At 49.8% G+C, this 17,804-nt stretch carries 21 protein-coding genes; 7 read left to right on the top strand and 14 right to left on the bottom strand.

Going from position 1 to position 17,804, the window contains the following annotated elements; genetic code table 11:
- The first annotated feature begins 3 nt into the window (after positions 1-3).
- Both P8J86_01005 and P8J86_01000 read left to right on the top strand, forming a co-directional pair.
- The gene (locus tag P8J86_01005) at positions 4-681 is read left to right on the top strand and encodes a PIG-L family deacetylase (GenBank protein MDG2053264.1); all 678 of its coding nucleotides are present in this window, start codon (positions 4-6) and stop codon (positions 679-681) included.
- A 175-nt stretch (positions 682-856) separates the two neighbouring features.
- The gene (locus P8J86_01000; GenBank protein MDG2053263.1) at positions 857-1,363 is read left to right on the top strand and encodes a hypothetical protein; all 507 of its coding nucleotides are present in this window, start codon (positions 857-859) and stop codon (positions 1,361-1,363) included.
- A 66-nt stretch (positions 1,364-1,429) separates the two neighbouring features.
- Here the strand turns inward: P8J86_01000 and dut are convergent, their stop codons facing one another.
- From dut to P8J86_00975, 5 genes are all read right to left on the bottom strand, one after another.
- Positions 1,430-1,873 (bottom strand): dUTP diphosphatase, encoded by a 444-nt coding sequence (gene dut / locus P8J86_00995; protein MDG2053262.1) that lies wholly within the window; start codon positions 1,871-1,873, stop codon positions 1,430-1,432.
- A 74-nt stretch (positions 1,874-1,947) separates the two neighbouring features.
- Entirely contained in the window at positions 1,948-2,352 is a 405-nt protein-coding gene (locus tag P8J86_00990) for a hypothetical protein (GenBank protein MDG2053261.1), read from the bottom strand.
- 62 nt (positions 2,353-2,414) lie between these two features.
- A complete protein-coding gene (locus tag P8J86_00985) occupies positions 2,415-2,744 on the bottom strand; it encodes a hypothetical protein (GenBank protein MDG2053260.1) in 330 nt (109 codons plus the stop codon).
- A gap of 173 nt (positions 2,745-2,917) precedes the next feature.
- Entirely contained in the window at positions 2,918-4,369 is a 1,452-nt protein-coding gene (locus P8J86_00980; protein ID MDG2053259.1) for a polysaccharide biosynthesis protein, read from the bottom strand.
- A 92-nt stretch (positions 4,370-4,461) separates the two neighbouring features.
- Positions 4,462-5,499, bottom strand: a complete 1,038-nt coding sequence (locus P8J86_00975) for a DUF368 domain-containing protein (GenBank protein ID MDG2053258.1) — start codon at positions 5,497-5,499, stop codon at positions 4,462-4,464.
- Positions 5,500-5,707: 208 nt separating this feature from the next.
- Here P8J86_00975 and galE point away from each other — a divergent pair, with 208 nt between their 5' ends.
- Complete coding sequence (galE, locus tag P8J86_00970; protein MDG2053257.1) at positions 5,708-6,697, top strand: UDP-glucose 4-epimerase GalE; 990 nt, start codon at positions 5,708-5,710, stop codon at positions 6,695-6,697.
- 8 nt (positions 6,698-6,705) lie between these two features.
- On the opposite strand, the gene moaA is transcribed toward galE, so the two are convergent.
- Complete coding sequence (moaA, locus tag P8J86_00965) at positions 6,706-7,767, bottom strand: GTP 3',8-cyclase MoaA (protein ID MDG2053256.1); 1,062 nt, start codon at positions 7,765-7,767, stop codon at positions 6,706-6,708.
- 52 nt (positions 7,768-7,819) lie between these two features.
- Here moaA and P8J86_00960 point away from each other — a divergent pair, with 52 nt between their 5' ends.
- Positions 7,820-8,692 carry a carbohydrate-binding family 9-like protein gene (locus P8J86_00960; protein ID MDG2053255.1) on the top strand — a complete coding sequence of 291 codons (873 nt, stop codon included), beginning with the start codon at positions 7,820-7,822 and terminating at the stop codon, positions 8,690-8,692.
- Positions 8,693-8,764: 72 nt separating this feature from the next.
- Entirely contained in the window at positions 8,765-9,211 is a 447-nt protein-coding gene (locus P8J86_00955) for a hypothetical protein (protein ID MDG2053254.1), read from the top strand.
- A 67-nt stretch (positions 9,212-9,278) separates the two neighbouring features.
- On the opposite strand, the gene P8J86_00950 is transcribed toward P8J86_00955, so the two are convergent.
- The 7 genes from P8J86_00950 to sufB all read right to left on the bottom strand — a co-directional run bounded on the left by P8J86_00950 (position 9,279) and on the right by sufB (position 15,354).
- A complete protein-coding gene (locus P8J86_00950) occupies positions 9,279-9,587 on the bottom strand; it encodes a non-heme iron oxygenase ferredoxin subunit (GenBank protein MDG2053253.1) in 309 nt (102 codons plus the stop codon).
- 19 nt (positions 9,588-9,606) lie between these two features.
- A complete protein-coding gene (locus tag P8J86_00945) occupies positions 9,607-10,026 on the bottom strand; it encodes an iron-sulfur cluster assembly protein (protein MDG2053252.1) in 420 nt (139 codons plus the stop codon).
- Between the two features lie 14 nt (positions 10,027-10,040).
- Positions 10,041-10,499: an SUF system NifU family Fe-S cluster assembly protein gene (locus P8J86_00940; protein ID MDG2053251.1), complete on the bottom strand. Its 459-nt coding sequence runs from the start codon at positions 10,497-10,499 to the stop codon at positions 10,041-10,043.
- On the bottom strand, positions 10,492-11,739 hold the full coding sequence (locus P8J86_00935) for a cysteine desulfurase (GenBank protein MDG2053250.1): 1,248 nt from the start codon (positions 11,737-11,739) through the stop codon (positions 10,492-10,494). Before P8J86_00935 ends, P8J86_00940 begins: the two co-directional genes overlap by 8 nt.
- The gene (gene sufD / locus P8J86_00930) at positions 11,736-13,058 is read right to left on the bottom strand and encodes a Fe-S cluster assembly protein SufD (protein MDG2053249.1); all 1,323 of its coding nucleotides are present in this window, start codon (positions 13,056-13,058) and stop codon (positions 11,736-11,738) included. The genes P8J86_00935 and sufD overlap by 4 nt, the downstream gene beginning before the upstream one ends.
- Positions 13,059-13,076: 18 nt before the next feature.
- Positions 13,077-13,841 (bottom strand): Fe-S cluster assembly ATPase SufC, encoded by a 765-nt coding sequence (gene sufC / locus P8J86_00925; GenBank protein MDG2053248.1) that lies wholly within the window; start codon positions 13,839-13,841, stop codon positions 13,077-13,079.
- 61 nt (positions 13,842-13,902) lie between these two features.
- Complete coding sequence (sufB, locus tag P8J86_00920) at positions 13,903-15,354, bottom strand: Fe-S cluster assembly protein SufB (GenBank protein MDG2053247.1); 1,452 nt, start codon at positions 15,352-15,354, stop codon at positions 13,903-13,905.
- A 274-nt stretch (positions 15,355-15,628) separates the two neighbouring features.
- Between sufB and P8J86_00915 the strand changes: the two genes are divergently transcribed.
- On the top strand, positions 15,629-15,991 hold the full coding sequence (locus tag P8J86_00915) for an iron-sulfur cluster assembly accessory protein (protein ID MDG2053246.1): 363 nt from the start codon (positions 15,629-15,631) through the stop codon (positions 15,989-15,991).
- Positions 15,992-16,055: 64 nt separating this feature from the next.
- Positions 16,056-16,406, top strand: a complete 351-nt coding sequence (locus tag P8J86_00910) for a hypothetical protein (protein ID MDG2053245.1) — start codon at positions 16,056-16,058, stop codon at positions 16,404-16,406.
- Here the strand turns inward: P8J86_00910 and lhgO are convergent.
- Positions 16,403-17,620 carry an L-2-hydroxyglutarate oxidase gene (gene lhgO, locus P8J86_00905; GenBank protein ID MDG2053244.1) on the bottom strand — a complete coding sequence of 406 codons (1,218 nt, stop codon included), beginning with the start codon at positions 17,618-17,620 and terminating at the stop codon, positions 16,403-16,405. The genes P8J86_00910 and lhgO overlap by 4 nt on opposite strands.
- Positions 17,621-17,804: the final 184 nt, after the last annotated feature.

Genomic DNA, 17,804 nt, shown 5'->3' with positions numbered 1-17,804 from the left:
GTTATGCAGATTCTCGTGGTCGGGCCACATCCCGATGATCAAGAGTTAGGAATGGGTGGAACAATTGCAGCGTTGGCAAGCGCAGGTCACGATGTTCTTCTTGTAGATATGTCTAATGGCGAGCCAACACCGTTTGGAGATCCAGAGACACGAAAGAAGGAAGCGGCGGCGGCGGCAAAAGTGCTCGGTGTGAAACGGCACCAAATAGGACTGACCAATCGTTGTATTGAGCATTCGCTTGAGGCTCGTCATCGGGTGGCTGGGGTGATTCGTGAGCACTGCGCTGAGATTATATTTGTGCCTTACTTCGAAGATGCGCATCCAGATCATCTTGCCACAACACGTATTGTTGAAGACGCACGTTTTGATGCAAAGCTCACGAAAGTGGATTTGCCTGGTGAGCCGATTTATGCACGCAGGCTTGTTTACTACTACTGCACACATCTGAAAATCATTCCTCAGCCCACATTCTTACTTGATATCACAGGATTTGAGGCGGCCAAACGCCAGTCAATTGAAGCTTATGAGAGTCAGTTTATTAAGCCGGAAAAGAATAGAGCGATTGTCAACTGGGTGGCGGATGGCAATCGTTATCTAGGAAGCCGAATCGGTGTGACGTCTGCCGAACCATTTTTTATGCGTGAAGAACTGGGACTGAGTGATCTTGGATCACTGTTGTAGTGGGTCTTGGTAATGCGAGACGGATCAATGTTGCATGTCTTTTTTCGAAATGGCTGTCAGGGTGAAAATGAATGAAGCAAGCTAAATATTTTGAGAGCACACCGGAAATAAAACCCTCACGTACAGGCTGAGAAAGCTACACTACGCGATCTAACCTCAAATCAGGAGCTTGCAAATGACGACCACATGTAAACACTCTGGAATTTCCCTTGCAGGGGCCATTCGTTTTACGATGAAACTGACAAAGATGCTTGTGGATGACGTAGAAGCAGATCGATTTAATGATAGCTGTGGTTCTACGATCAATCATCCTGCATTCGTACTTGGGCACTGTGCGTACTATGTAGGCGTGGGCATGCAGATGCTTGGAAGTGATATCGAGTTAGGTGAGTCCGATGCCGAACTTTATAAGCATGGATCTGATTGCCTTCATCTTCATGGTGGATACCACCCAAAAGACGACGGTATTTCTTTCTTCATGGACCGGTTAGAGACTGCGGCGAAGTTTGTTGAAAATCTAGATGATTCGGTGTTTGAGAAATCGGCAGCAGGAACGTTTATGGAAGACAGCATGCCAAATATGGGTGCAGTGGCCACCTTCATGATGGTAGGGCATGTGACCTTTCATCTCGGACAGATTAGTGGCTGGCGCCGGGTCGCAGGAATGGGATCGGCAAGCTGATATCGTTTTGAGAAGAGCTTGGTCTTACCGATCTAAAAGCCTTGTTGGTGTCAACGAAATAGTAGGCTAGGTGGTGCCAGTACTTCCGAACCCACCATCGCCACGGGTTGTGGTGCTGAGCGCTTCGACTTCCATGATCTCACAGTGAGCAACTGGTGCGATGACCATTTGTGCGATTCGCATCTCTGGCTCGACCGTAAACGTTTCAGCACCGAGATTGATGAGTGGAATTTTTACCTCACCGCGATAATCTGCGTCGATGGTTCCTGGTGCATTGGGCATGGAGAGGCCAAACTTTGTGGCCAGTCCACTTCTGGGCCTCACTTGTGCTTCGTATCCCACGGGCACAGCCATTGCAAAGCCGCAAGGTACGAGAGTGATCTTTCCAGCTTCAATAGCGATGGGTTTTTCAATGGCTGCATGGAGATCAAGGCCTGCAGCATGATCACTCTGATATTGGGGAATAATCGCAAGGTCAGAGAGACGTGTGAATTGTAATTTCAGCTTCATGGGTGATGAGTGTACAGGCACAAGGCACAGCTTGTGGTCGGTTCACACAATGAAATCTCTTAGGGCATGGCACTCTAGACGGGCTGGAGCAGCCACCAAGAGATGAGCGCCAGAAAGACCACACTAAAGGCAATGCTCATCCACAATGCCAGCCCCGCCCGATCATCACCCTGTGCCTCAGTGAGCGGCTTTCCGCGGATGGGGCCATATCCAGCAAAGGTGAGTGGAATTCGGCTGAGGGCGATTTGCCACCGCTCTAGAGGATGCCCTCGATGTGCTTTGTAGGTACAGAAATTAATCAGGCAGATCATGGCCAAAATGTAACCGATCAGAATCGACCGCCACCCCTGAGGCCCCGCCAGTGTGCCCAGAATAGCGATTCCAAATAGACCAACTGCAAGCAAGCCTATGTAGATCATCCAGTCCACGGTCCAGTCTTCATTGGGTTGTGTTTGAGGTTGTTTTTTTCGCGAGGCCATTATGATAATCCGAACCGCCAAGCCAGTTTATTGAGTGCTATCGTTAGAACAGTTGAGTTATTTTAGTGCGAAAGACTGGAGGTCGGACGGAGCTGTTTGACTGGAGCATGTCCATTTTGATCTTCGGCATTGTTCTGGGGAAGATCGAGTTCTTCGGACATTGATGCAAGCATCGCATCGATATCACGAAGCATCATTTCTGTGGAAGACACAGCATGATCCATCGCTGAACGCCCGGTTACCATCCGCATCGGGTTGTTCGTGCCGGTTTGCTCATGCCAGGTATCGCTCATTTGACGAGAGTCGCGAAGCCGAAAAAGCAACTGGTTGGTTTGCTGGCGCACTTCACTTACGCCATCCATGTTTAGCCATTGGGAGAGTTGTTTGCTCACAATTATTGCCTCTGGTCAACCATTGCCCACAGGGGCTTTTAGATTTGTCGATCGCTGCTCTCTACCAGTATCAGCTAATCAAGGGCAGTATCTTGACTTGCTCTGGCCCTCTATGCAATACAGTGGCACCAATATCTTTCAGAAAAGATCCTAACCTATTATTTAGCAGTGGTTTATATTGCCATGGGTTTCACCATCTCAGGCACAAGATCGCGAATCAGCCCGCCAAGTACCAGCGGATCCCGTGGCCGGGCATCCTTCGCAAGCTGAGTCAGGGCTCGATTGATTTGGCCCTCCTGGGGGTCTGAGAGGCGCCACAGATTGATACTGGGGTGTTGGGTTGGAACCATTGCCTCCGCATCAAAGGCAAGCTTCTCATGAAGCTTTTCCCCAGGGCGTGGGCCAGTGAAGATAATTTCTATCTCACCAACCTCCACCGGTTTGTCTTCTTCGCCAGCGCGGCCCCGTTCGATCGGCATCAGGCCATACTGCTGTGCAAAGCTGCGTGCGAGCTCAAGAATTGAGATTGGCGCTCCCATATCCAGCAGAAAGACAGCTCCGCCAGGTTCTGTCTCCAGCGTTGCAGCCTGTAGCACCAGAGAGGTTGCTTCAGGAATGGTCATGAAGTAACGAGTCATTTCAGGATGTGTGACTGTGAGAGCGCGGCCATTTGCAATCTGCCGTTTCCATATATCGAGCACACTGCCAGCAGAGCCAAGGACATTCCCAAAGCGGACCATGGAAAAGTTTGTGTCGCTCAGGCCACTCATCCACTGCACATATAGTTCGGCGAGTCTCTTGGTGGCACCCATCATCGAACTTGGATTCACAGCCTTGTCTGAACTAATCAGCACAAATCGCTCAGCGCCAACAGCTGCTGATGCATCAGCTACTGCTTTTGTGCCAAACAGATTATTGTCAATAGCAGCTCCAGGATGGTCTTCCATCATTGGCACATGTTTATGTGCGGCCGCGTGGAAGATAATCTGTGGCTGAAATTTTCGAAAGTAATCCTCCGTAGCGGCTGCATCAACGACATCATGGAGGACCGCACATCGACTTAGGTCCGGTGCCAATTGGGCAATCTGTCGATCTATTTCAAAAAGGGCGTTTTCAGCACGGTCAATAAGCACCAGTTGACTGGGCTTGCATTGGGCAAGCATCCTTGAAAGCTCGCTACCAATGGAGCCTCCTGCGCCAGTGACTAAGACTCGTCGATTTCGAAAAGAGCGTGATATTGACGCATCGTCTATCGCATGGAGACGACGTCCCAGCAGTGCTCCAGTGTCAATTTCAAGATTGGTGCGCGGCCCTCGTCCAGTGAGTTGATCATCGAGGGTTGGCATGAACCGATCAGCGATACCGAGACGACGTAATCTCGTTCGTATATTGATAATCAAATCAGTCATGGCCGCTGGCAGGGCAACGAGTACTTGATCAAGCTGCCACTTAGATAGAAGTGCCTCAAGATCCTCCAGCGTACCGAGGCACCGACGTTCTTCAGCGACTTCGGAATTGCTCTCAATATAAATCCAGCCGACCGTTTCAGGTGGGTCAGTCAATAAGGCCAGCTGAGCATCAAGTTGTTGACAGGTTGCTGGTGTTCCAATGATGACATGTCTCATCCGTGTGGCTCCCTCCGCAACGCTGCCGTTGGCCACGTATCGTACCAAGCCCCATGGCCAGTTTGCGAGGGATCACTATTTGAGTCATTCGACTATGGGTTGGGTTTTGTTGTTTCTATTTTGGCCTTTTGGTCTAGGACTGTTCCTGCCCATCCAATTGCCATTGAAATCGCGAATCCCAAGCAAATCAGGCATAAAGCACCAATGATCAACCCTGGTGAGGGCGCGAAAAACTCGGATGCCCAGTTTTTCGGTTTGAGCTCAGCAAGTTGCTGCTCATTTAGGATCACTTTTCCCCAACGCGTCTTGCCACCAATTGCGGGCTCGATTCTTGCTTGAAAGGGCCACAAGCCTGCTACTGCACCAATCAGCAAGCCCATGAGTGCTCCCAGTGTAAGTTGGGGCGCTCTTTCAAGTAACCGTTTGATCACATTACTGACGACCACAATTCCAACAATGGCACCAACAACTGCAGGTACAAGAATCTTCATTGCTTCCATAATGGTTTGTGAGTCCGAGCTCTTCAGGCCAAGTTTCGCACTATTAACCGCTTCGAAAATAAGAAGATACTGCCCCATGATCAGGAGCAGATAACTACCCGAAACGCCGGGCAAAACCATTGCTGCTCCAGCAACAACGCCACCAGCGAATAGCAATGCAGTATGGCTGGAGAGATTTTCACTGGCGCTCGCTGCGCCGAAACTTTCAGCAATCGCCAAAACAACCATGCATCCACACCCAAACACCGCAGCAAGTATTGCTGTGTGGGTCATCGGTCGTAGAAGACGAAATATGATTGGCACGCCACCAAGTGTGAGTCCAATGAAGATGCTGTACATGATCCACTGATGTGTAATAATGAGTCCGGTGACAACACCAGCAAGTAAGCCAATTGCAATAACCGCACTCAGGCCAATACAGGCAATAATGACGATGGGACGAATTCGCCATTTGAAGGTTGTTATGTCAGAAACGGCGGAAATAAATTGTGGATAGACACCCGAGGCTAGTAGCATTGTTCCGCCTGAAATTCCTGGAACCAGATTCGCTAAGCCCATCAGAAAACCACCGATGACGCTGCGGACGCCGGTCGAGATAAGTGCATCGGTATTGGTTTTTTTATGCTCCATAGTGACGCCGATAAGAGTCAGTCGGCATCTACAGTCTATCGGCTTGAATGACTTTGGTATTCGACACTGAGGAGGTGGAATCGGGTCTCCTTTGATCGAAGTTGAGTGTATTGCGGGTTGTCTGAGGCAGTATGATAGATTGATAAATTGTGCTTTGTTCGCTCTTTTATTAAGTGCAAATCAAGAGGGTTTTTGGGAGTTCTTATTGATGCATATTATGGTCACAGGCGGGGCGGGTTACATTGGCTCGCATGCAACACTTCGACTTTTAGAACTCGGTCACACGGTCACCGTGGTTGACGACCTTTCCAATGGTTGGCAGGCAACGATTGACACACTTAAAGAACAGGGCGATTTCACCTTTATCAAATGTCGCTGTGGTGATTATGAAAAAATGCGTGATGTGATGAGTTCGACTCAAGTCGAACTTGTGATGCATTTTGCCGCCTTTGCATCCGTTGATGAGTCAGTCAGAGAGCCATTGCGTTACTACGAAAACAATACAGGTAATTCATTGTCGCTACTCCGTGCAATGATGGATGTGGGTGTTAATAAAATAGTGTTTTCAAGCACCTGCGCGACCTATGGTCTGCCATCACCGCAGCAGATGCCGCTTGTTGAGACTTGTCCGCAGTCGCCAATTTCACCCTATGGATGGTCTAAGTTGTGGTTTGAGCAAGCGCTTGAGCAATGCGCTAAAGCCAACTCTGAGTTTAGTTGCACCGCACTGCGTTATTTTAATGTTGCTGGCTGTGATCCACAGGGGCGAATTGGAGAACACCATGTGCCGGAAACACACCTCATTCCAATTTGTCTAGAAGTCGCAGCTGGAAAGAGAGAGCAAATCAAGATCTTCGGGACAGATTATGCGACGCCAGACGGAACCTGTATTCGTGATTATGTGCATGTTGAGGATTTGATCTCAGCACATCTGCTTGCCATGGACCATTTGCAGCCCGGTTCGATGCAGAAGTTTAATGTGGGTATTGGGCAAGGGCATTCGGTGATGGAGGTGATTGATTCATGTCGTCGTGTCACCGGGCATCCGATTCCGGCAGTAACTGAACAGCGGCGACCGGGAGATCCTGACATGCTCTACAACGATCCCACGCTCATTAGAAAAACATTTGGATGGAAGCCGGTGTACGAGAATCTCGATGCCATTGTTGAAACGGCCTGGAATGAGATGAATCAATAGCCAACGCTTTACCCGCCTATTGACGACATGGTGCGAGCGGGTTGTTCGAATTGCTCTGAGTCAATTCCATGGCCCTTCTGCTTTTGCCATACCCCATCAGCCATATAACTCGCTAACGCATCGTCGGTCGCACCTTGTCTTAGGAGTGGTGATAAATCCCATTCCTCCAGACTAAAGAGGCAGGGGCGCATTTTTCCATCAGCCGTAATACGAAGACGATTGCAGGCGCCACAGAACGGGCGCGATACGGGTGCAATGATGCCAATGCTTCCGGGGCGGCCATTGGCAAAACTGAAATTGGTCGATGTTGAGTGAGGCGTATCGTTTGTATGGGGCACCAGTTCATGAACTTCTTGTAGACGCTCTAGCATTTCACTCATGGGAACAACCTGCTTTCGGTCCCAGCTTCGCCCCGCATCTAACGGCATAAATTCAATAAGCCGCATGGCGATATTCATCTCGGAAGCAAAATGCGCAAACTCAGTAATCTCATCATCGTTGACGCCTCGCATAATGACGGCGTTGACTTTAAGTGGCGTAAGCTTGGCTCGGTGAGCTGTTTCAATTGATGAAACGACCTGAGCAACGCTTGTGACAGAGCGTGTGATCGCAGACATCCGTTCTTCGCGCAGCGTGTCGAGGCTAAATGTCAGGCGCGTGAGGCCTGATTGCTTCCACCGCAATGCGCGATCTTGCTCAAGCTGCCAACCATTGGTTGTCATTGCGAGGTCATCAAGCGCGAGTTTTCCAAGGCCATCAATGAGCTGATCGAGATCTGGATAAAGAGTGGGTTCGCCTCCAGTGAGCCGTATTTTTGTAATGCCCAGGCCACGAACGACGCGTGCCAAACGTAGGTATTCCTGAAGGTTCAGTAAATTTCGCTTGGGCATGAAACGGGTGTCTGGTTCCATGCAGTAGGTGCAACGAAAATTGCAGCGATCGGTTACGCTGAGCCTTAAATCTTGAATCATCCGCCCATGGGCATCGATCAGGTGATTTGGTCGGAGTGCCCCGCGCGGCGCATTGGCGGTGTTGGAAGAGGTTTGAAGCACAGAGAGAGGAAGCGTCATTACTCCATGATAGGACAGCGTCAGAAACAAAGGGGTCGAAGGCGGGAATCCTATGAATAAACAATGTCAAAGGCTGCATAAATGGCAATGTTGCTTACTGCTCGCGGGCTTATCGGGACTGCCAGGTGGATGTGTTTCAGAGTCGCCGACAGGCAGGACCCAATCTCGGACAACTGAGCAATTGCCAACCACTGATGGCATGTCACTATTGGCCAAGAGGCCGCCCACGTATCAGGCTATTTTTATTGAATCGCCTCCAGTCATTGACGGTCTTCTCAATGAGACAAGTTGGTCGTCGGTACCATGGACAAGTCTATTTGTTGATATCGAGGGTGATCAGAAACCAGAGCCTACGTTCAAGACACGCGTCAAAATGGCTTGGGATGACACCTACTTTTATATTGCAGCTCGACTCGAAGAGCCGCATGTATGGGGCTCGCTGACCGCCCGTGATTCGATTATTTATAACGATAATGATTTTGAGGTGTTTATTGATCCTGAGTCAGATGCGACTGACTATTTTGAGTACGAAGTCAATGCACTGAATACGCCCTTCGATCTGATGCTGACCAAGCCATATGTTGAAGGTGGTACTTTTAATATTGACTGGGATATCATCGGTCTCAAAACCGCAGTCTCGGTTGAAGGGACCGTGAATGATCCAAGCGATGAAGATCAGGCATGGAAGGTCGAGCTGGCTATTCCCTGGTCAAGTCTAACCGGCGGGAAACGAGCCGCGGTAGCGCCGCATGTTGATGAAATCTGGCGTGTTAATTTTTCACGAGTGCAATGGCAGCACCAAATTGTGGATGGTGCGTATCAGCGAATTCCGGACACACCTGAACATAACTGGGTGTGGGTTCCCACTGGTGTGATAGACATGCACCGCCCAAGGCGATGGGGTTTTGTTCAGTTCGTGCGATAGCGCGGGCAACTGCTTTGTTCAAGCAGAGTGACAGAAGTACAAACTCTCTTTTTTGGATGGTGTTTTTTAAAAGTGGTGGAACAGGCCCGTACGCTGTTCTCAGATCAGTTGCATGAAGCGACTGTGAAGGGAATTGCAATGAAAGCACTATCACAAAAATTGTTATTCAGTTGTTCAGTCATGTTGAGCTTCATCGGAGGGACATTTCTGAAACCTGGCGATGGTGTGAATCCGGTCTATGGACAGGCCGTTGGCCCTGAGTCTGTAATGGAATCATCAGCGGCTGATTGCCTTTCCCGCGAGGTACTTGAGGGCGTGTGTTGCCTTGCTCACGTTTCTGTCGTGACCACCGGGCGGCATTGTCTCGAAAGTGAGGGCACGTGGTTCGCCGGGCATGGAGCAAACCAGCCAACTCCATGCCCGAGCCCGTGCCATGCAGATGTCTCGGGTGATGGTGTTGTGAATACCACAGATTTCACATTGTTATTACAAGCGTGGGGGTGGTGTCCCCAGTCATGAGCGTGACTTTGAATTTAATGACCTGGAGGGCTGAATGAGATCCTTGCACATTGTGTTGAACCAATGACTAGATCTCGACCTCAATGTCCCCGTTGGTGACGCGTACGTTATAGACTCGAATGTCTTCATCAGCAGGCGGCTGTTTAGCCTCGCCGGTCTTCAAACAGAAGGACCCGTAATGGAGTGGACAGATAATCTCATCGCCATCAATCTCGCCATCAGACAGCGATGCATCAGCATGGCTACATGTATCTGCTACTGCTTTGATGTCCCCGCCCAGGTTGACGAGACAGATTGCATGGCCTTCCGCGTGAACACACTGTGGCTGGTGTTCGGGCACCTCTGAGACATTGGCAACTTTTATGAACTGTCCCATTCCGACGATCTCCTGCAGTTTATTGATGAGGTGGTGGGCTGGTCTTATTAACAGTCAAGGGTGAGATCTTTGGCTTTGGAGCGACATTCTCCCCGTGCTGTGAGGTTTCGAAAATGTGGTCAAGACCCATAAACTCGAGTTCGAGTTTTGCATTCTCACTAATTCGGCTCGGGTCCCACACAGGTTCCCAGATCAGTTCCACAGTTGCGCCGCTAATACCATCGACTGATTCAATTGCCTTTTGTGCTTGCGATAAAATCACGTCGGCCATGGGGCAATTAGGAGTCGTGAGTGTCATTCGGACATGAGCTTGGCCATCTGAAATATCCAATTCGTAGACGAGGCCAAGGTCATAAATATTGATAGGCAATTCAGGATCTCGCACCGTTTTAAGTGCGGTAATGATTTGTTCCCGTTGGTTATTCGATGTATCAGACATTGTTTAGTGTGCGCCTACTCAGTTGTGACGGTGTCGCCTTGTCCTTTGATTGCAGCCATGAGGGTATGCCACGCGAGTGTGGCGCATTTGACTCGTGTCGGAAACCTTTGGACGCCTCCAAAGACTTCAAGTTTTCCCAACGGTGGGGGGCTATCGGGATCAACAAGTTCCGCTTTGCCTGTGACAAGCGTATGGAATTTTTCAAAGAGCTCAGAGACGGTCGTGATGTTGGCCTGCTTAAGAGCTTCCGTCATCAGAGATGCAGATGCTTGTGAAATCGCACATCCATTGCCTTCGAAGCTTAGTGATTCGATCTGGTCACCATTAATCTTCGCGAAAACGGTAATGCGATCTCCACAAAGTGGGTTAAAGCCATCTGCTTGGCATGTTGCATCAGGCATGGCGCCACTGTTGCGGGGGCGCCGGCCATGATCAAGGATCATTTCTTGGTAGAGATCTTGTAAGTCAGACATTGTTAAAAAGAGAGTTTACTTCATCGATTGCAAGGCAAAGTGAATCAATCTCATCCATTGTATTGTAGACCCCAAAAGAGGCACGGACTGTAGCTGCAACGCCAAACCGTTCCATAAGAGGTTGCGCACAGTGATGGCCTGTTCGTACCGCAATGCCTGCTTGATCAAGGATCGTGCCAACATCATGGGGGTGCACATCACCGATGAGGAATGAAACCACTGCAGCTGAATTCTGGGCTGGACCAAACATCCGGATTGATGGAATACGGGCCAACTGTTCCCGGGCGTACTGACCCAGTTCGAGCTCCCAGGCCTCAATATTGGCAAGCCCCAGTTCTTGGAGATAGGCAGTGGCCCGGCCAAGACCGATTGCACCAGCAATGTCGGGGGTGCCGGCTTCGAATCGTGCGGGTGGTTCTGCGTAGACAGTTTTGTCAAAGCTCACGGAGAGAATCATCTCGCCACCACCTTGATATGGAACCATGTTCTCTAGATGTTGTTGCTTCGCATATAGGGCGCCAATGCCAGTGGGCCCATACATTTTGTGGCCAGAAATAACATAGAAGTCGCAATCTAGATCTACGACGTCAACATGTTGATGAACGGCACCCTGGGCACCATCAACCAGTACTGGAACACCGTGAGCATGGCATTCCTGAACAATTGTCTTGATTGGATTAATGGTGCCAAGCACATTTGAAACATGAGTGACCGCCATAATGCGAGTGCGATCGGTCAGCATTTCGGTGAGTAAATCGGTTCGTAATAGGCCCTCATCCGTGATCGGTAAAACGCGAAGTGTAGCGCCGGTGGCTTCACACAACATTTGCCAGGGAACAATATTTGAATGATGTTCCATTTCGGTAACAAGAATCTCGTCACCGGTATTGATGTTCTCCCGTACAAATGAATTTGCTACGAGATTAATAGCCTCAGTTGCACCACGAACAAAGACAATTTCCTGTGACTGTTGTGCCCCAAGAAAATTCTGGATCTGCTGGCGCGCCAGTTCGAATGCATCGGTTGCTTCCATGCTGAGCAAGTGGACGCCACGATGGACGTTGGCATTCGAAGAGACGTAGTATTCTGCCATTGCGTCAAGCACGCATTGAGGCTTCTGTGTCGTTGCAGCGCTGTCGAGATAGATCAGCGGTTTTCCATGCATCTCTCTTGAAAGAATAGGAAAATCCTTGCGGACTGTTTCAACATCAAGCGGTGCTTTGGAATGTTGTTTTGTCATACCTCGCTCATAAGGCGGTGGCCATGCGGGATGCGATCCAGAAGTATGGCCTCATGGCGCTGTCGAAGTGACGCGATTGAAACATGCTCAAGGCATTCGTTTGCAAAAGCATAGATCAACATGCTTCGTGCCGTTTCTTTGTCGAGCCCGCGCGCTGCCAGATAGAAGATCGCTTCGTCTTCGATTTGGCCAACCGTAGCACCATGTGTGCACTTGACGTCATCGGCAAAAATCTCCAGTTGGGGTCGAGTGTCAACTGAAGCATCTGGGCTGAGCAGCAGGTTCATATTGGTTTGTTTTGCATCTGTCTTTTGGGCGCCTTCACGTACGATGATGCGACCGCAGAATGCAACAGATGACTGATCATCTAAGACGCTCTTAAAGAACTCTCTGCTGTCACAGTGTTCCTTTGCATGATCAACGCGGAGGAAGTTGTCAACATGCTCTGCGCCGCGCGTCATTGTGAGCCCAATCATGTCGGCGTTGCTGCCGGCGCCATCGAGCGTTGCGTAAATGGCATTGCGGCAAATTTTTCCGCTCGCTGTCAGTGCAGTGGTAACAGTATTGGTTCGATCTGCTTGATGAACATGTGTTCGCGCCAAGTGAACTGTCCCTGATCCTTCGCGGACGTCTCGGTAGTACTTGTTGGTCGAGCCACTTCCAACCACGATTTCTGTGACGGGGCAAACAAATGCACTCGTTCCATCAGGACTTAGGAAGCTCTCAACAACAGACGCTTCTGACTGACTGCCTGCAATGATGAGTGTGCGAGGTGCAACCACCACGGGCTGATCGGTGTGAGTCACGATGTTTAAAATATGCACCGGGTGTTCAGCAACATGGCCATCAGCGATGGTTACGACAGCTCCATCAGTGAAGAGTGACGTATTAAGTGCTGTAATTGCCTCATCTTCAAAGTCAGCAATTTTGGCCAGATGCTCTTTGACTTGTGGGACCTCTGACTCGATCGCTGACTGAAGTGTCATGATCTGCAGTGGGCCGGTGGTGAGGCATTTAGAGAGTGCTGGAACATAAACACCATCGACGAAAACCAGATGGGCGCAGGCTTCCGGTATCAGTTCAGAATCAACTGTCGGCATCTCATGGGATGAGATGGACGTAATTGGTGTATAGGTCATCTCGCCAACGCGTCTCAGGTTGGTGTATTTCCAATCTTCATGCTTGCGTGTTGGCAAGCCGAGTTCGGCAAATGACGCAGCCGCAGACTGCCGAATGGTATTGAGCCATTCGGGTCCATTGGTTGGGTGGGCTTGAGCGCTGGCAAGGAGCGAATCTGAGTTTGTCATAAGGTCTGGCATAGCTGTTGTTATCTAATCTCAGGCTGTTGCTGAAGTTGGTTCCTGAATCCATGCATAACCGCGCTCTTCGAGTTCATGCGCAAGTTCTTTGCCACCCGAACGGGCAATACGCCCGTTGATGAGCACATGCACATAATCAGGCACGATATAATTCAGTAATCTCTGGTAGTGAGTGATGACCACAAAGCCGCGATCTTGATCGCGTAGTGCATTGACACCATCAGCGACAATTCGCAGTGCATCGATGTCCAGTCCGGAGTCGGTCTCATCTAGAACGGCGAGGGTGGGGTCAAGCATCGCCATCTGGAAAATTTCACTTCGTTTCTTTTCGCCGCCAGAGAAGCCTTCATTGACAGCTCGGTCGAGCAATGATGGATCGAGATGAACCATCGTCGCCTTTTCTTTGACCAGCTTCATGAAGTCCATCGCATCAAGTTCACTTAAGTCTCGTTCCTTGCGAATGGCATTGATGGCTGCTTTGAGGAAGTACTTGGTTGAGACCCCAGGGATCTCAACTGGATACTGGAAAGCAAGGAAGATGCCTTTGCGAGCTCTCACATCGGGATCATCTTCAAGTATGTCCTCTCCGTTGAAAAGAACTTGTCCCTCTGTGACCTCATAAGCATCATGTCCGGCGAGTATCTGTGCGAGCGTGCTCTTGCCGGAGCCATTTGGGCCCATAATCGAGTGGACCTCACCTGCATTGACCGTGAGGTCGATTCCACGCAGGATTTCCTTGCCCTCAACGGTGGCGTGCAGGTTGCGGATTTCAAGCAATGCCATTTTTTACATCTTCCTTTCGTTGGTCATTTAGAGGTGTCTTGATGACGATACGTTGGGCTGATTAGCCGACGCTTCCTTCTAAGCTGACCTCAAGCAGGTTTCGGGCTTCTACAGCAAATTCCATAGGAAGCTCTTTGAATACTTCTTTGCAGAATCCATTAACAATCATCGAAACCGCATCTTCCATCTTGATACCACGCTGGTTGCAGTAGAAGAGTTGGTCTTCGCCAATCTTCGATGTACTTGCTTCGTGCTCGACATGTGATGTTTCGTTTCCGACTTCAATATATGGGAACGTATGCGCTCCACATTCTTCACCCATGAGCATTGAGTCACATTGGGTGTAGTTTCTAGCGTTTGCCGCCTTGCGCAAAACTTTTACTTGGCCGCGGTAGGTATTCTGGCCGTGGCCGGCTGAAATACCTTTTGAAATAATGGTGCTCTTTGTGTCCCGGCCGATGTGAATCATTTTTGTGCCGGTATCTGCTTGCTGGCGATGATTCGTCATCGCAACAGAGTAGAACTCGCCGACAGAGCGATCGCCTTGAAGTATGCAACTTGGATACTTCCAGGTAATTGAAGAACCAGTCTCAACTTGGGTCCACGAGATTCGGGAGTCTGCCCCAGCGCATTTGCCACGCTTTGTTACAAAGTTATAAATCCCGCCTACGCCATTTTCATCACCGGGATACCAATTCTGAATCGTGGAGTATTTGATTGTGGCTCGATCGAGTGCTACGAGTTCCACGACCGCTGCATGCAGTTGGTTTTCATCTCGCATTGGGGCGGTACAGCCCTCAAGATAACTTACGGAGCTTCCTTCTTCTGCCACAATAAGAGTTCTTTCAAACTGTCCTGTCGAGATCGCGTTGATACGGAAATAGGTTGAAAGCTCCATAGGGCAGGTGACACCTTTAGGGATGTACACGAAGCTGCCGTCACTAAATACTGCGGAGTTCAAAGTGGCGAAAAAGTTGTCGCTATAGGGGACGACCGAACCCAAGTACTGTCGCACGAGCTCGGGATGTTCTTGTACCGCTTCGGACATTGAACAGAAGATAATGCCCTCGGCAGCTAATTTATCTTTGAAGGTTGTGGCAACAGAGACACTGTCAAACACAGCATCAACAGCAACGCCAGCAAGTCGAGCGCGCTCTTCGAGCGGTATGCCTAATTTTTCATATGTCTCAAGAAGCTTTGGATCGACTTCATCAAGGCTTTTTGGGGCATCGTCTGGTGACTTTGGCGCCGAGTAGTAGATGATGTCTTGGTAGTTTATCTTTGGGTAGTTTACATTCGGCCACACGGGTTCAGTCATTGTGTGCCAATGACTGAAGGCCTTGAGCCGCCAATCGAGAAGCCACTGTGGCTCTTTCTTCTTGGCGCTAATAAAGGCGACGGTGTCTTCATTCAAACCTGGCGGAAGCGATTCTGCTTCAATGTCTGTAGTAAAGCCATAGCGATATTTAGCGCTCTCCCAGCGATCGAGAGTTCCTGTCATGTCCATTGGCATCGTTGGCTCCTGCTAGCCACATTATGGGCTGGCCCAGTAGTGGCAGAGATAATAGATCAGACCCACATTGTAATGATTCTAGTTATGCATTAGTTGTTTAGGTCCTATTTCTTGGCCCAAAAATTGGCTTTTAGTCACTATCTAATGGCCTCTGGCCCGGTTGGCCTCTACAATTCCCCATCAGCTCTGGGGCCAAACCCCCGAAAGAAGAGTTTGCCCCTTGTCTCGAATGGAACCCACCTTGAGGCCCTCGCTGGGCCAGGAGTTATGTCTGATGGCAGTTACGCTGACCGATGCGGCCGTAAGAGAGATTTCGAACATCGTCAAGCAACAGGAGCTTGACCCACAGGTGATTCGTTTGAGAGTTGGCGTCAAGGGTGGTGGCTGCTCCGGCTTTAGTTACCTCCTTGATCTCACTGAAAGCCAGCGTGAGTCCGATGAACTCTGGGAATATGACAACGAAATGAACGCAAGCGAAGAGAATTTTCGCGTTCGTGTGATTTGTGATCCAAAGAGCTTCCTTTATCTCAATGGCACAGAGATTGATTTTAAAGATGAAGTAATGGGCCGCGGGTTTGTATTCAATAATCCGAATGCCACCAGCTCTTGTGGATGTGGAAGTAGCTTCTCAGTCTAATTGCGTGTGGTTCTCGCCTTTCTATCTATGAGGCCAGGCAAAGTACTGGGTGCCATGACTGAATATGTGTATTGCCGTTGTCACTGATTTGATCTTCCAGTCACGAATTACAGGTACAGCTGCACAGGCTCATGTGGCATGCAGAGTTGTGCGTGATGTGCAGGCTTTAGATTTAGCACTTGTCGAGCAATCAGCCAAGTTAGTGCTCATCGACCTATCGGTCGAAAGAGTCACTGTTAAAGAGTTGGTTGATTGTGTGAGGCAGCATGCACCAGCGGCGCGGATTGTGGCCTTTGGATCACATGTTGACCGGGAGGTTCTTGACGCAGCTGCTCAAGCAGGTGCTGATGATGTGCTTCCACGCTCAGCATTTGTTCGTCTGCTACCAGCTCTTTTCTCTGGTGGTGAGTCTTAGCCAGACGATGTGGGTGTGATTGCCAGTTGATCTGCAATAGATCGGCCAATTGTGATAGAGGCGGTTGCTGCTGGCGAGGGGGCGTTGAGTACATGCACCACATTTCCATGGCGCTCAATACAAAAGTCATCAAGTAGACGTCCCGCTCGGTCAACCGCCTGGGCGCGAACTCCGGCAGGGCCTGGCAACAAATCACTCGACTCAATCTGAGGAATAAGTTGCTGGATCGATCTCAGCATAATCTTCTTAAACAAAGAGCGGCGAAACTCACTGACGCCTGTACGCCAATACCGTGCAGCCATACGCCATGAACCGGTATAAGCGGCAATGCCTAGTAGATCTCGAATGTTGATGTTACGCATTTTGTAGCCATGACGAGAAAAAGCGAGAATGGCGTTTGGGCCAGCTTTTACTGTGTCATGAACAGTACGGGTTAAGTGTACACCTAAAAAAGGGAACCTTGGATCGGGCACAGGGTAGATGAGGCCGCGAACAAGTTTGGCAGCTCTTTCAGAAAGTAGTGTGTACTCACCTCTAAAAGGAACAATGCGCACGTCACGCGCACGTCCACTGGCACGAGCGACTTGATCACAGTGTAGTCCGCCGCAATTAACAACATGCTGCGCAGTGAACTTGCCAGTGGTCGTATCTACAACAACATTGTCGCCTTGATTTTGACAACGCTTAGCCATGACGCCGGTATGGATTTGGCCACCGGCGTCTTCGATTTCTTTGCGCATTGCTTTCGCAACTTGGCCGTAGTCCGTGATGCCTGCTTCTTTGACGAACATGCCTGCAATTGCCGTGATGTGGGGCTCATGCACGCGGAGTTGCTCTTGTGTGAGGATTTCTAAGTCCTGGATGCCGTTTTCGGTGCCACGCTGCCGCAGTGCTTCGAGTTGTGGTAACTCGTGTTCTTGGGTTGCAACCACAATCTTGCCAGACGTCTTCACATGGATGTTGTGATTGTTGCAGAACTCATACATTGCATCGCGCCCCGATGTGCAGAGCGTGGCTTTGAGTGAGCCAGGTTTGTAGTAGAGCCCAGAGTGAATCACGCCACTGTTATGTCCAGTTTGATGGGATGCAATCTCGGGCTCGGCCTCTAAGAGAATAGGGGCAACATCTCCGCGGTCGATCAAAGCCTTCGCGGTCGCCAAGCCGACAATTCCAGCCCCAATGATGACTGTCTGAGTATCTTGTAAATCAGCCACACTTCATCCCTTTAACCAAATCAATAAACGACCAGAGTGCAAGAAGGGCACATCCTATCTGTAGGAGTTTCAGGAGTCAGTTTACGATGTACCCATGCAGCCAGGAAGTGATGTATCTCACTGGGCCATGCCAAAGAGCGCTTGGTGCTGGTTGATCTTGCGGTAAGCAATGCGCCCAAGCCAG

This window comes from Phycisphaerales bacterium (genome assembly GCA_029268515.1).
Lineage (GTDB): Bacteria > Planctomycetota > Phycisphaerae > Phycisphaerales > SM1A02 > JAQWNP01.
This window is presented reverse-complemented; position numbering and strand designations above follow the sequence as displayed.